This window comes from Pseudomonas sp. SZ57 (assembly GCF_009495975.1).
Classification (GTDB): Bacteria; Pseudomonadota; Gammaproteobacteria; order Pseudomonadales; family Pseudomonadaceae; genus Aquipseudomonas; species Aquipseudomonas syringae.
The window spans coordinates 20,616-33,589 of the sequence record NZ_WIBD01000018.1; the positions used below are offsets into that span (position 1 = coordinate 20,616).

Genomic DNA, 12,974 nt, shown 5'->3' on the forward strand with positions numbered 1-12,974 from the left:
GTTATCGGAATATGCCGCGAAGGCTGTCCACGGACGCCTGCAGGCCGATGATCCGCTCACTGACCTCTTGCGCTTCGTGTGCCCGGGAAGTTCGCTCGAGGTACAGGAGGTGTCCTGCGAGGTTGGCCGAAACAAGTTCCAGGTCGTCGGCAGTACGCCGGATGTAAGCCTGCATGTCTTGCAACTGTTCGATCTGCACGGATGGTGCCCTTATAGGTCGCATCCGAGCGCACTAAATGAATGGGTGGCAATCATCAATCCACCCAACCGGGTTGTCGGCGGCAAGGCCGGTTTTCTTTAATGTCGCAGCTAAATAAACAGGCCAATCAGGTTTTCGCATCGTGCCGAACGATCTATTCGTCTTCCTGATCATCGTGTTCCGAGTAGGAGTCCAGCAACTCGGCCAGTGCCAGGGTGCGGTCCAGCCCACTGCGGGTGGTCATGATTTCGGCTACCGCCTGCGTGGCGGCAACTCTGGCAGCTTCGCGTTCGGCATCGGTGTTATTGGGCGTGGCGGCCTGCGCAGCCTCAATAATCGATTGCTCAAAGGTATTCATGGTGCTCGCTCGTGAAATTCAAGTGCCTGTGATACCGAGAATGGCGGATTGTTTCAAGGCCGATCAATCACCTTCGTAGGGAAATTCCTCCAGGCTCTGCATCAGCGCGACACCCTGTGGGCCCTGAAGATTCTCCAGCACCCAGCAACTGTTGGCATTTTTGGCCAGCAGCAGGCGTGTCGTCTGACTGGCGACCGGCTGCTGCGGGGCATCCTTGTAACCCAGGTTATAGGTCATTTCGACCACGGCCTGCTTGTCCGAGTTGGACACCAGCTTCCAGTCGATCGGCTTTTGCACATCACCGTCCTGCGCGTCGGTCCACGGGTTGGCACTGACGGCGCATTGATCGCCGTTCTGGCACGCCCAGTCCTTCTTGAGCAGGCTCAGCAGAGGTTTGGACAAATAATCAGCGCTGCCTTTGCCGTTCAGATAAAAATCCTGGTGCTTGTCGTAGATCCAGCGCGCCGTGTCGACCGGGGTTGCAGCCGGGCAGGCCGCATGGGCGGTGGTTGAAAGCAGGCAGGCGAAGGCAATGGCGGCGGTTCTGGACATGGAGCGGGCTCGCAGAAAAGGTGGCAGTGAGAGTGACAGGCACATGACAGTGCATTTGTAAGCCAAGTGGACAAAAAAGCAATGGTTTTGGTCATGTAGAGCAGGGGGCGGTTCGGCAAAAACCGATTGCGGGTCATTCAGTCAATACGCAGTTCGCTGCCGGCACTCCCTTGATTCGGGGATTTGCCCCGTCTTTAAAGAAGGTTGCCATGAGGCTGCTTATTTTAATGGAGGCATTTGCACAGGGGGGTTATCGAATCATGCCCTGCGCTGGCATGTTCGTCGTCAAGCCTGCATCATTTGGGCGTGCTCGCGCATAGCGCGAGCACCAAGGAGCGTAGCCCTTACTTCTTGACCGGCACGATGTCCATGATCTGGCCATTGACCTTCTGGAAACGCACGTACTTGTCATTAATCTTCACCCATTCGCTTTCCTTGGCGGGTGTTTCCAGGCCTTTGCTTTTCCAGTCCTTCACTTCCAGATCGCTGCGGCGATATTTTTCCGGAACGCGGGAGCCTACTTCCAGTTCGTGGACGTTGTCCTTGGATTCGCTGACTTTCGGGTCCGCCGTTTCTGCCGCTTGAACGGGCAGGGTGACGGCGGAAAAGCAGCCGAGCAAGGTCATGCAGGCGATCAACGATTTGCTGTTCATGTGAAGACTCCCAGTCTTTGGTATCAGGCGATGGCTTAATGCCTCGTAATAACTCGGACCCTCACTGTTGCAAATCATTCGATCGGGTTTGCTGTGCTCAGCCTTTCAGTGTCTCGGCGATGGTTGCAGAGAGCGGAGTGGTTGGGCGGCCGATCAGCGCGCTCAACTGGCGACTGTCATCGAACAGGGCGCCCTTGGCAGCCGCGGCATCGGAGTCGGCCAGCAACCGGGCCACGAAGTCAGGCAGGCCTGCCTGGATAAGCGCCGCTTCGAATTCGGCCTGTGACAGGTTGACGTAAGGCAGGGACTTGCCGCTCTGCGTCGACAACTGCGCTGCAAATTCGGACAGCGTGTAGGACTCGTCGCCTGCCAGTTCATACACTTCACCGGCCTGTGCTGTTTCCGAAGTCAGCAGCACAGCGGCAGCCTCGGCGTAATCCAGACGCGAAGCAGAGCTGATACGACCCTCATCGGCACACCCCATGACCGCGCCATGCGCCAGTGCGCCAGGAATGCCCGCCGTGTAGTTCTCGGTGTACCAGCCATTGCGCAGCAAGGCGAACGGCAGGCCGCTGGCGCGCAGGTAGTCTTCGGTTTCGCGGTGCTCTTTGGCCAGGCTCAGCGCCGAGGTGTCGGCATGCAGAACACTGGTGTAGGTCAGCAGCTGGACGCCGGCACGTTTGGCTGCATCGATAACCGCCTTGTGCTGCGGCAAACGCTGGCCCACTTCGCTGGAGGAAATCAGCAACACCTTGTCGGCACCGGCAAATGCGCTGTCCAGTGTCGCCGGCTGCGAATAGTCGGCCTGACGAACCTGAATGCCCTGCCTGGACAGATCGGCGGCCTTCTCCGGACTGCGCACGGCTGCAATGATTTGCGAAGCAGGTACGCGGCCGTGGGCAAGCAGCTGTTCAATGACGAGGCGGCCAAGCTGGCCGGTGGCACCGGTGACAACGATCATGGAATGATTCCTTGAATCAGGTTGAAAGGAAGCGCCAGCATAGTCATGATGCTTACCTTTAGTAAGTACGTACAAAAAGGTAAGTGTCATGAGCGAATCCGCCTCGCAATCAACTGCCCCGCGATCAGATACTGTGCAGCAAGGCCTCCAGCCGGAAGCGGCCGAGACGCTGTTGGCGCTGGTTCGTCAGGGCCAGGTGCTGGCGTCTGACTGTCCTTCGCGGGTGGTGCTCAATCACGTCTGCAGCCGTTGGGGTGTGCTGGTGCTGGTGGTGTTGCGGGGTGGCATGCATCGCTTCAGCGAAGTTCGCCGCAAGATTGGCGGGGTGAGTGAGAAAATGCTCGCGCAAACGCTCCAGCATCTGGAGCATGATGGTTTCGTCAGCCGCAAGTCGTTGCCGGTAGTGCCACCGCATGTTCAGTACCGCTTGACCCCGATGGGCGAAGAGGTCGCCTTGCAGGTTGAAACCCTCGTCACCTGGATCGAGAGCAATCTGCCGCGCATCATGCAGGCCCGAGAAGCGTCGAATACGCTGCAGACCACGCTCGAATGAGTCTTTTCTGACAGATTTTTCATCCTGCGATTGTCGGCTCGATCGCCTGTAATCAGCCGCTTCTTGGTATGGTGCGCGCCGAAATCTTTATATACACGTTCAGTTGCGCCGTTTGCCCTTCACCGAGAAGCTGTAGAAATGCCCAATCCAATTCCCCTGAAAGACCACGAAAAAGAGACGCGGCTGGTCAATCAGCGCCTGATTGCCTGCGCGGTGCTGGTCGGCCTGCTGGCGGCCTGTCTGGTCGCGCGCATGTATTTCCTGCAAGTGACCGAGTTCGACTATCACTCGACCATTTCCGAAAACAACCGTGTTCACGTGCTGCCGATCCCGCCCGAGCGCGGTTTGATCTTTGACCGCAATGGCGAAGTGCTTGCCGACAATCGTCCCAGTTTCAACCTGACCCTGACACGTGAGCGCGCGGGCGACTGGCACAAGGTGATCGATGAGCTGATGACCCTGCTGGAATTGCCCGACGAAGACCGGATTCTGTTCGACAAGGAGCTGAAGCAGGTTCGTCACCCGTTCGAGCCGGCAACATTGCTCTACGAACTCACCGAAGAGCAGATCGCAACGCTGGCGGTCAATCAGTACCTGCTGCCGGGCGTGGACGTGGCGGCGCAGTTCGTCCGTCACTACCCGCTGGGCGCCCATTTTGCGCATTCGATCGGCTACGTCGGGCGTATCAACGAAAAGGAAGCAGCCCATCTCGACAACGAGTACCGCGGCACGCAGTCCATCGGCAAGACCGGTGTCGAGCGCTTCTACGAGTCCGAGCTGCACGGCCACGTAGGCTATGAAGAGGTCGAAACCAACGCCCAGGGCCGCGTGCTGCGCGTGCTGAAACACACTGACCCTGTGCCGGGCAAGAACATCACCCTCACGCTGGACGCGCATTTGCAGGCCGCAGCGGAAAACGCACTGGGTGATCGGCGCGGCTCCGTGGTTGCACTGGACCCGGAAACCGGCGACGTGCTGGCGATGGTCAGCAAACCAAGCTTCGACCCCAACCTGTTTGTCACCGGCATCAGCTTCAAACAATATGCGGCGCTACGCGATTCCATCGACCGGCCACTGTTCAACCGCGTGCTGCGTGGCCTCTACGCGCCGGGCTCGACGGTCAAGCCGGAAGTGGCGATTGCCGGTCTCGACAGCGGCGTGATGACCGCCTCGACAAAGGTCTTCGACCCCGGCTACTTCCAACTGCCGGACTTCGACCACAAATACCGTAACTGGAACCACAGTGGCGATGGCTGGGTGGACATGGACACGGCGATCATGCGTTCCAATGACACCTATTTCTACACCGTGGCGCACAAGCTCGGTATCGATCGGCTGCACGACTACATGACCATGTTCGGCATCGGCCAGAAGGTGTCGCTGGACATGTTCGAGGAGTCTGCAGGCTTGATGCCGTCCCGCGAATGGAAGCGGGCCACGCGTCGACAGGCGTGGTTCCCCGGCGAAACGGTGATTCTCGGCATCGGTCAGGGCTATATGCAGGTCACGCCGTTGCAACTGGCTCAGGCCACCTCACTGATTGCCAGCAAGGGTGTCTGGCATCGACCGCACCTGGCGATGGAAGTCGGTGACAAGGCACCCGTCGACGAGCATCCGATGCCAAATATCGTGTTGCGCGATCCTAACGAATGGAATCAGGTCAATACCGGCATGCAGATGGTCATGCACGACCCGCGCGGCATTGCGCGGGATGCGGCCAAGGGCGCTCAGTACCGCATCGCCGGCAAAAGTGGTACGGCGCAGGTGGTGGCGATCAAGCAGGGTGAACGCTACAACCGTCTGAAGACACTCGAGCGTAACCGCGACAACGCGTTGTTCGTCGGCTTCGCGCCGGCCGACCATCCCAAGATCGTCGTGTCGGTGACCATCGAGAACGGCGAGGCGGGTGGCCGGGTAGCGGGCCCTGTGGTGCGGGAGATTCTCGATGCCTGGCTGCTGGACAGCGAGGGCAAGCTCAAGCCGGAGTACGCGACACCCGCCAAGGCACCGGGCAACCCGCACGCCTGATCAGCGTTTTAAAGCGCTGGCCGAATGACCTAGCCCTGAACAGGGCTCAGGTTTTCTGAACTGTCGAGAATGCATCGGGTCGACCACAACAGGCGTGGCAGAGCGCTGCGCGCGTTTTACCGAACTCATCATCATCATTGCCTCGACAAGGAACCCCGCATGTCCAAGACCATTGCCGACCACCTCGCGCAAACCCTCGCAGCGGCAGGTGTTTCGCACATCTGGGGGGTGTCCGGTGACAGCCTCAACGGCCTGACCGACAGCCTGGAACGCACCGATTCGATTCGCTGGATGCACACCCGTCATGAAGAAGTCGCAGCCTTTGCTGCCGGTGCCCAGGCAGCGTCCAGCGGCAAGCTGGCGGTCTGCGCCGGCAGCTGCGGACCGGGTAACCTGCACCTGATCAACGGCCTGTATGACTGCCACCGCAACCGTGTGCCGGTACTGGCCATTGCTGCGCATATTCCGTCCTCGGAAATCGGTCTGGATTACTTTCAGGAAACCCATCCGCAGGAGCTGTTCAAGGAGTGCAGCCACTTCGTCGAGCTGGTCAGCAACCCCGAGCAGTCCCCGCGTGTGCTGGAACGTGCCATGCGTGCCGCGATCAGCCAGAAAGGTGTGGCGGTGATTGTTTTGCCGGGCGACGTGGCGCTCAGCGACGCGCCGGATGTCGCGGCAAAATGGATCGAGGCTACAGCGCCCAAGGTCGTGCCTGCCGAAAACGACCTGCAGTCGATGGCCGACATGCTCAACGCTTCCAAAGCCGTCACGCTCCTGTGCGGTGCGGGTTGCGAGGGTGCCCACGAGCAGCTTCTGGCATTGGCGGATACGCTGGGCGCGCCGATCGTTCACGCATTGCGCGGCAAGCAGCACGTCGAATACGACAACCCGTTCGACGTCGGCATGACCGGCCTGATCGGGTTCAGCTCCGGCTACCACGCCATGCTGTCCTGCGACACGCTGGTGATTCTGGGCAGCAGCTTTCCGTACCGGAATTTCTACCCCGAAAAAGCCGACATCATCCAGATCGACCTCGATCCGACCCAGCTTGGTCGCCGTACGCCGGTGGCGCTGGGTCTGGTTGGTGGGGTGCGGGAAACCCTTGAAGCGCTTCAGCCAAAGCTCAAGCCGCATACCGATCGCCGTTTCCTCGACAAGGCCCTGAAGCATTACGCCAAGGCCCGGGAAGAACTGGACGAACTGGCCACCCCGACGCCGGATGGCACGCCGATTCACCCGCAGTACCTCACTCGACTGGTCGACGAGCAGGCGGATGCCGATGCGATTTTTACCGTCGATGTCGGTACGCCGACGCTGTGGGCGGCGCGCTACCTGCACATGAATGGCAAGCGCAGTCTGCTCGGCTCGTTCAACCATGGATCGATGGCCAACGCCTTGCCACAGGCTTTAGGCGCCAAGGCTGAACATCCGGATCGTCAGGTCGTCGCCCTGTGTGGCGACGGCGGCCTGTCGATGTTGCTGGGCGACCTGTTGAGCATTCGTCAGCTGAACCTGCCTATCAAGATGGTGGTGTTCAACAACAGCTCGCTGGGCTTTGTCGACATGGAAATGAAAGCCAGTGGTTATGTGCCGCACGGCACTGATCTACATGAAACCAACTTCGCCGGTATTGCCCTGGGTGCAGGCATTCTGGGCCTGCGTGTCGAGAACGCCGAAGAGCTGCCTGCCGCCTTGCGCAAGGCGTTCGATCATCCTGGTCCGGTGCTGATCGACGTTGTCACCGCCAAGCAGGAGCTGGGCATTCCACCGAAAATCAAGCTGGCCCAGGCCAAGGGCTTCAGCCTGTACATGATGCGCGCGATCACGAGCGGGCGCGGCAGTGAAGTGGTGGAACTGGCGAAAACCAACCTGCGTTAATCAGTTATAAAAACGTATGAGTTGAATAGAAAAAAGTTGCAACTTCTATCCACTGAGATTGTCACCGCTGTTACCGGTGACAATTTAGGTGTCTCTATATTTCTTTTCCCGCGATGACTGTGCAAGACGGTCATTTCTTTGTGGATCCAAACTTCTCGCACGCTGTGCTTTATTGAATTCGCTATTTGAATTAACAAATTCAAATAGTGGGTAAAGCTTCCCGGCAGACAGCCGAGACAGTGATACGGGAGCAAGACCGGCTACGGCAGGCTGATTACCGAACAGTCCCTGGCGACAAAAAAACGTCGACGCTACAGAACGTTACGCCCTGGATATTCTTTATAGAAAAGTCTGCATGTCATGAGGTCTGCAATGCTTAGAAATGCTCCTTTGAGTATGAAACTGCTGCTTATTTTAATATTCCCCCTATTGGGCTTCCTGGCCTTCGCAGGTCTGTTCGTTGCTGACAAAAGCGAAAATCTCGGTGATATGAGGCGCGCGGTGACAGCCACCGCGGTTGCACAGAAACTGAGTAACGTGGTCACCACCATCCAGCGTGAGCGCGGCGCCAGCGGCGTGTTTCTGGGCAGCGGCGGCAAGTCCATGCAGGACAAGCTGAAGGCCTTCCGTCAGGAAACCGACAAGGCGATAAGCGAGATGCGCGCCCAGTCGACCGACGGTATTCCCGGTCCGGACAAAGTCTACCGCGCACTGGATGACCTGACCGCGCTGCGCCTCAAGATCGATACGCTGGGGATCAACAACACCGAGTCCTCTACGCGGTTCACCGACGTTATCAAAACACTCGTCGGGTTCTCCTATTCGCTGGAAGCGAGTATCGAAGATCCGGAAATACTGCGTGGCCTGAGTTCGCTCAACCAGTTCGTGGATATGAAGGAGCGTGCCGGTCGCGAGCGCGTACTGCTCGTTCAGGCATTCAATCAGAACCGCTTTGATGCGCCACTGTTGTCGCGCTTCAGTCGTAACCTCGGAGAGTTCTCCGGCTACCTCGAAGCCTTTCAACGCTGGTCCCCTGAAGTATTCAAGACCAAACTCAATGATGTCATGCAGCAGCCGGGCTCGCTGGAAGTGGCCCGCTTGCAACGTCTGGGCTTCGATACCCCGATGGGTGATCCGCTCAACGTCAAGCCGGAAGACTGGTTCAACCTTTCCACCGCACGTATCGACATGATGGCCAATGTAGAAGCAGAGCTTGGCCAGAACGTCGTCGGCCTGGCAACGGATGCGCGCAGCTCCGCTCAAAGCAGCCTGTACGTGGCGGTTGCCATTGTTGTCCTGATGCTGATCGTGGTGCTGTGGCTGGCGTCGGTGATCATCCGCAACATCAAGGTTGCGGTTGTCGATGTGAACCGCACGCTGATGGCACTTTCCACTCGCGACCTGACCGCGCGGACCCGCTATATCGGCAAGGATGAGTTTGGCGAGATCTCACGCAATCTTGACAACATGGCGCATCAGATCAGTGAGGTTATCAGCGAAATCGGCAGCGCCACGGCGCAGGTTGCCACCGCTGCCGAACAGTCTTCCGCAGTGGCGTTGCAGACCAATCAGAACGTGGCGCAACAACGCCAGGGCACTGATCAGGTCGCTACTGCCATCAGCGAGATGAGCGCCACGGTCAAGGATGTAGCACGCAGCACCACCGATGCGGCCGAGATGTCGCAGCGCGTCAACAGCAGCACCGTGCAGGGCAAGACAGAAATCGACAACACCATCGGCCTGATTCAGGAGCTCTCGGTGCAGGCTGAAGAGACTTCACGGATCATCGACGAGCTCAAGGGCGAGAGCAACTCGATTTCTTCGGTGCTCGATGTCATTCGTGGTGTCGCCGACCAGACCAACCTGCTGGCGCTCAACGCAGCCATCGAGGCTGCACGTGCCGGCGAGCAGGGGCGTGGTTTCGCGGTGGTGGCCGACGAAGTACGCAATCTGGCCAAGAAGACTCAGGACTCTACCGTCAGCATCCAGAAAATGATCGCCAACCTGCAGTCCGGCTCGGAACGCGCTGCCGCGTCGATGCAGGAAACCCTGGGCAAGGCGCAGGAGGGTGCCAGCAACGTCGTGCGCGCTGGCGAACTGCTGGAAGAAATCGCCGAAGGCATCGCGACCATCAGCGACCGCAACATCCAGGTCGCTTCGGCCGCTGAAGAACAAAGCCTGGTGGCCGAAGAGATCCACCGCAACGTCGACGACATCAACTCGCTGGTCATCCAGGTCAGTGCCGGTGCCGAGCAGACTGCCGTCACCAGCCGCGAACTCGCGCGTCTGGCGGAGCAGCAGCAGGGGCTGGTGGGTCGCTTCAAGGTGAGCTGATAACAAGCTGTTAGTGTGTTGTGAAAAGGCCTGGAAGCGAAAGTTTTCAGGCCTTTTTGTTGGTCTGCGGATACTGTCGTGCCGCGGTCTCTGATCACCATCGATAGTCCGTCAGCCATGACCCTCCAGTCACCTTTTCACGTAACCCCGCGTCCCGCTTACGATTATGTAGTGACTAAAAATAATCACTACATAATCGTTGACGCACTCCATTTGCCCTTGCATTATGCAGCTGTCTCCCCGATCGGGAGCGCTGCAAAAGGTGTGATGAACAGGCTCGGCAAGCCGTCGAGATGTTCTCGGATGTAGGCTGCCCACAAGGCAGATTGATGGAGCTGAACTGGCATTTGTCGTCGATAAGGGCGAGAAGCTGGCGAAATGTCCTCATGATGCTTGTAACGGATCGATTGCCGATCCTGGGCCGGGTCTTTGGGTTTCGTGACTTCTTCTCTCTGCGCTGATGCCGCTGTGTAGCGGCTCTTCATCAAGGCTACCTGCATGTCCTTGAGGGCTGGAACTGTATTCGACGCACACTCAATCGTGTTGCGTTGCTGAAGTTCTGGCGCATGAACTTGATGTATCAATTATTGAACAGTCTATGAGCGAAGGGGCATCAACATGAATATCAACACACAACCGACTATTGATGAACTGGCTCGTCTGTTTGCTGCATGCAAAGACACGCTGGATAACCATATCGCCTGGGTTGCCGAGTCGGGTGAAGTTCGCGTCGACGCCATGTCGCCGTTCACGCAAGAACACGAGTTTCGTGATGCGCACCCGCAACTGCGCGCAGCCCTGAAGATGTTCCGTCGTGGCCAGGGTTATGTCGGCAAGAAAGCCGCTGCCGATCGTGCCTACCTGGAGAACACACTGCAGGCGTTGAAAGGTGAGTGGCAGAAGACTCGTCGGCAGGCGCACTCGCAGGTGGCCTGATCAGGTCATCGCATGTCTTGAAGCCTGTTCCCGATCCGCGATCGGGAACAGGCTTTTTTGTTTTTCGGCATCGGGAGGGCGAAGGCCTTATCGGTTGTACAAAGTGATTTTGCTGGTATAGATTCCGGGAGTGAGTCAGTGCATCTGACTCGTCTCATTCCCAGCCTGCCATTGAAGTCGTGGCAGTGCCTATACAGAGGTTGCCGATGCGTGCGCCACGATGGTTATGGTTGGTGATGTTACTCAGCGCCGGCGCTTCGGCGGATTGGCGCGAGGCATTGCCCAATGCTCAGGTCGTCGGCGGTGGTGAGTTGAGCCTGTTCGGCTTTCGTGTCTACACCGCCAGGCTGCTGAGCCCGGTCAAACCTTTCGTGGCAGACGCGCCACTGGCACTTGAACTGACCTACCACCGCGACATTGACCGGGAAGATCTGGTCGATGCCAGTATCGATGAGATCAAGCGTATTTCCGGTTCGAAGGTGACCGAACAGCAACTGACTGAATGGCGCCGGCAGATGAACCAGTCATTTGTCGACGTCCAGCCGGGCATGAAGATTACCGGTGTCTACCTGCCGGGCCGCGAAGCGCGGTTTTATGTGGGTGACAAGCTCCAGCATGTGGTGCCTGACAGCCAGTTCGCCAAGGCCTTCTTTTCCATCTGGCTGGACCCGAAAACCCGTAACCCCGAACTTCGCGAGCAGTTGCTCGGCAGTACCGGCTCATGACCCATCAAGGAGGGCGCATGCTGAGAAAGTGGATATTGATGCTGTGTGTGGGGCTTGTACTGAGCGGTTGCGGTGGCGTGCCGGTAACCCGTTACAGTCAGGAAGCGCCGAAGCTCGATCTGCGCCAGTACTTCACCGGGCGTGTCGAAGCCTGGGGAATGTTTCAAAAACGCTCCGGTGAAGTCACCAAGCGCTTCACCGTGGTGATCGACGGGCACAGTGAAGGCGAAGTGCTGGTCATGCACGAGGCCTTCAGCTACAGCGATGGCACCAAGCAGGTGCGGGAGTGGCGCTTGCGTCCCGATGGCCCGGGGCGCTGGAAGGGCACGGCAGGTGATGTGGTTGGCGAGGCCTATGGCGAAGTGTCAGGCAACAGCTTCCACTGGAACTATGTGCTCAGGTTACCGGTGGATGGCACCGAGTATGACGTGAGCCTGGATGACTGGATGTACCTGATCGACGAGAAGACCATGGCCAATCGTTCGTCGATGACCAAGCTGGGTGTCGAAGTCGGGCAAATCACCTTGTTCTTTCGCAAGGCCGGTAAATAAATAACGCCTCGTATGAGGCGTTATCCTTCAGGGCGGCTGTCAGCCGCCCGTCATATTCATGAAGCGCACCACCTGCACGCCATCGTCGTGGGTGAAGTTGTGGCTCCACGGCTTGAGCTGCATGGCGTCGATGATGGCTTTTTCGAGCTTTTCCGGCTGGCCAGGATTGGCGCGCAATACCGCCTTCAAATCCACGGAATGCTCGTTGCCCAGGCACAGCAGCAGGCGACCTTCGACGGTCATGCGCACGCGGTTACAGGTGCCGCAGAAGTTATGGCTGTGCGGGGAGATGAAGCCGATGCGAATGCCCGGCGCCTCGGCCAGGCGCCAGTAGCGCGATGGCCCTTGAGTCGAGTCAGTCGAAGGCACCAGCGTGTAACGTTCGGCAATGCGTTCGCGCACCTGATCGCTGGAGTAGAAGGACTCGGCACGGCTGTGCTCGCTGATGATGCCCAGCGGCATCTCTTCGATGAACGAGACGTCCAGGTTGCGATCAATGGCGAATGCCAACAGGTCGTTGATCTCATCATCATTGCGACCGTGCATTACCACGCAGTTGAGCTTGGTGTGCACAAACCCGGCGGCGTTGGCGGCATCGATGCCGGCAATCACCTTGTGCAGATCGCCTGTGCGGGTCAGCTCGCGGAAACGCTGTGGATCGAGGCTGTCCAGGCTGATGTTCAGGCGCGTGACGCCGGCCTTGAACAGCGGGGCAGCCAGTTTATCCAGCTGCGAACCGTTGGTGGTCATGCACAGTTCACGCAAGCCGGGCAGGGCGGCGATCTTTTCACAAAGCCCCACCACGCCTGCGCGTACCAGCGGCTCACCACCGGTAAGACGAATCTTGCGCGTGCCCAGTGCCACGAAGCGCTCGGCCACCTGGAGGATCTCCTCTAGCGACAGAATCTGTTGCCGAGGCAGAAACGTCATCTCTTCGGCCATGCAGTACACGCAGCGAAAATCACAGCGGTCGGTGACCGACATGCGCAGATAATCGACTTTACGTGCAAAGCGGTCCATCAGGACGGGTTCTGACATTTCACCTTCTAAATAATCGAGTGGGCTGTATTACCGGATTTGGAGGCCAGTGCGTGACAAGGGTTCAGCCAATTTGCGATGCGCCGATTTCAGGCCTGATCGCAGACTGGCAAAGTGCCTTGCACGAGTTACATAGTAGCTGCACGCATTGCTGCTTGCACTGGCTGCATGGGCGCCACGCTAACCGAGTCGAAATGCCGCAGTCCAA

General features: G+C 58.4%; 14 protein-coding genes. 7 read left to right on the forward strand and 7 right to left on the reverse strand.

Annotation, left to right across the window (positions count from 1 at the left end; genetic code table 11):
• Window position 1 precedes the first annotated feature (1 nt).
• The 5 genes from GE543_RS16025 to GE543_RS16045 all read right to left on the reverse strand — a co-directional run bounded on the left by GE543_RS16025 (window position 2) and on the right by GE543_RS16045 (window position 2,723).
• Window positions 2–199, reverse strand: coding sequence for a hypothetical protein (locus GE543_RS16025; RefSeq protein ID WP_003349205.1), 198 nt, complete (start codon window positions 197–199; stop codon window positions 2–4).
• A 154-nt stretch (window positions 200–353) separates the two neighbouring features.
• A complete protein-coding gene (locus GE543_RS16030; protein ID WP_003349206.1) occupies window positions 354–557 on the reverse strand; it encodes a hypothetical protein in 204 nt (67 codons plus the stop codon).
• Between the two features lie 63 nt (window positions 558–620).
• On the reverse strand, window positions 621–1,109 hold the full coding sequence (locus GE543_RS16035) for a DUF3828 domain-containing protein (protein WP_178118619.1): 489 nt from the start codon (window positions 1,107–1,109) through the stop codon (window positions 621–623).
• 344 nt (window positions 1,110–1,453) lie between these two features.
• Window positions 1,454–1,762: an RcnB family protein gene (locus GE543_RS16040; protein WP_003409930.1), complete on the reverse strand. Its 309-nt coding sequence runs from the start codon at window positions 1,760–1,762 to the stop codon at window positions 1,454–1,456.
• Window positions 1,763–1,859: 97 nt separating this feature from the next.
• Entirely contained in the window at window positions 1,860–2,723 is an 864-nt protein-coding gene (locus GE543_RS16045) for an SDR family oxidoreductase (RefSeq protein ID WP_153221854.1), read from the reverse strand.
• Between the two features lie 88 nt (window positions 2,724–2,811).
• On the opposite strand from GE543_RS16045, the gene GE543_RS16050 reads away from it, so the two are divergent.
• The 4 genes from GE543_RS16050 (at window position 2,812) to GE543_RS16065 (ending at window position 9,516) form a co-directional block, all read left to right on the forward strand.
• On the forward strand, window positions 2,812–3,276 hold the full coding sequence (locus tag GE543_RS16050; RefSeq protein ID WP_046270359.1) for a helix-turn-helix domain-containing protein: 465 nt from the start codon (window positions 2,812–2,814) through the stop codon (window positions 3,274–3,276).
• A 138-nt stretch (window positions 3,277–3,414) separates the two neighbouring features.
• Window positions 3,415–5,304, forward strand: a complete 1,890-nt coding sequence (gene mrdA, locus GE543_RS16055; RefSeq protein WP_003409936.1) for a penicillin-binding protein 2 — start codon at window positions 3,415–3,417, stop codon at window positions 5,302–5,304.
• A 159-nt stretch (window positions 5,305–5,463) separates the two neighbouring features.
• Window positions 5,464–7,182, forward strand: coding sequence for a ubiquinone-dependent pyruvate dehydrogenase (gene poxB / locus GE543_RS16060; RefSeq protein WP_153221855.1), 1,719 nt, complete (start codon window positions 5,464–5,466; stop codon window positions 7,180–7,182).
• A 372-nt stretch (window positions 7,183–7,554) separates the two neighbouring features.
• Entirely contained in the window at window positions 7,555–9,516 is a 1,962-nt protein-coding gene (locus GE543_RS16065) for a methyl-accepting chemotaxis protein (RefSeq protein ID WP_153221856.1), read from the forward strand.
• Window positions 9,517–9,740: 224 nt separating this feature from the next.
• Here GE543_RS16065 and GE543_RS16070 read toward each other — a convergent pair whose 3' ends face one another.
• Window positions 9,741–10,001, reverse strand: a complete 261-nt coding sequence (locus tag GE543_RS16070; RefSeq protein ID WP_153221857.1) for a hypothetical protein — start codon at window positions 9,999–10,001, stop codon at window positions 9,741–9,743.
• Window positions 10,002–10,134: 133 nt separating this feature from the next.
• Here GE543_RS16070 and GE543_RS27150 point away from each other — a divergent pair, with 133 nt between their 5' ends.
• The 3 genes from GE543_RS27150 (at window position 10,135) to GE543_RS16085 (ending at window position 11,728) form a co-directional block, all read left to right on the forward strand.
• The gene (locus GE543_RS27150) at window positions 10,135–10,452 is read left to right on the forward strand and encodes a hypothetical protein (protein ID WP_178118620.1); all 318 of its coding nucleotides are present in this window, start codon (window positions 10,135–10,137) and stop codon (window positions 10,450–10,452) included.
• A gap of 206 nt (window positions 10,453–10,658) precedes the next feature.
• The gene (locus GE543_RS16080; protein ID WP_153221858.1) at window positions 10,659–11,177 is read left to right on the forward strand and encodes a chalcone isomerase family protein; all 519 of its coding nucleotides are present in this window, start codon (window positions 10,659–10,661) and stop codon (window positions 11,175–11,177) included.
• A 17-nt stretch (window positions 11,178–11,194) separates the two neighbouring features.
• Window positions 11,195–11,728: a DUF3833 domain-containing protein gene (locus GE543_RS16085; RefSeq protein ID WP_003409945.1), complete on the forward strand. Its 534-nt coding sequence runs from the start codon at window positions 11,195–11,197 to the stop codon at window positions 11,726–11,728.
• 39 nt (window positions 11,729–11,767) lie between these two features.
• On the opposite strand, the gene moaA is transcribed toward GE543_RS16085, so the two are convergent.
• Complete coding sequence (gene moaA, locus GE543_RS16090) at window positions 11,768–12,766, reverse strand: GTP 3',8-cyclase MoaA (protein WP_003317890.1); 999 nt, start codon at window positions 12,764–12,766, stop codon at window positions 11,768–11,770.
• Between the last annotated feature and the right edge of the window lie 208 nt (window positions 12,767–12,974).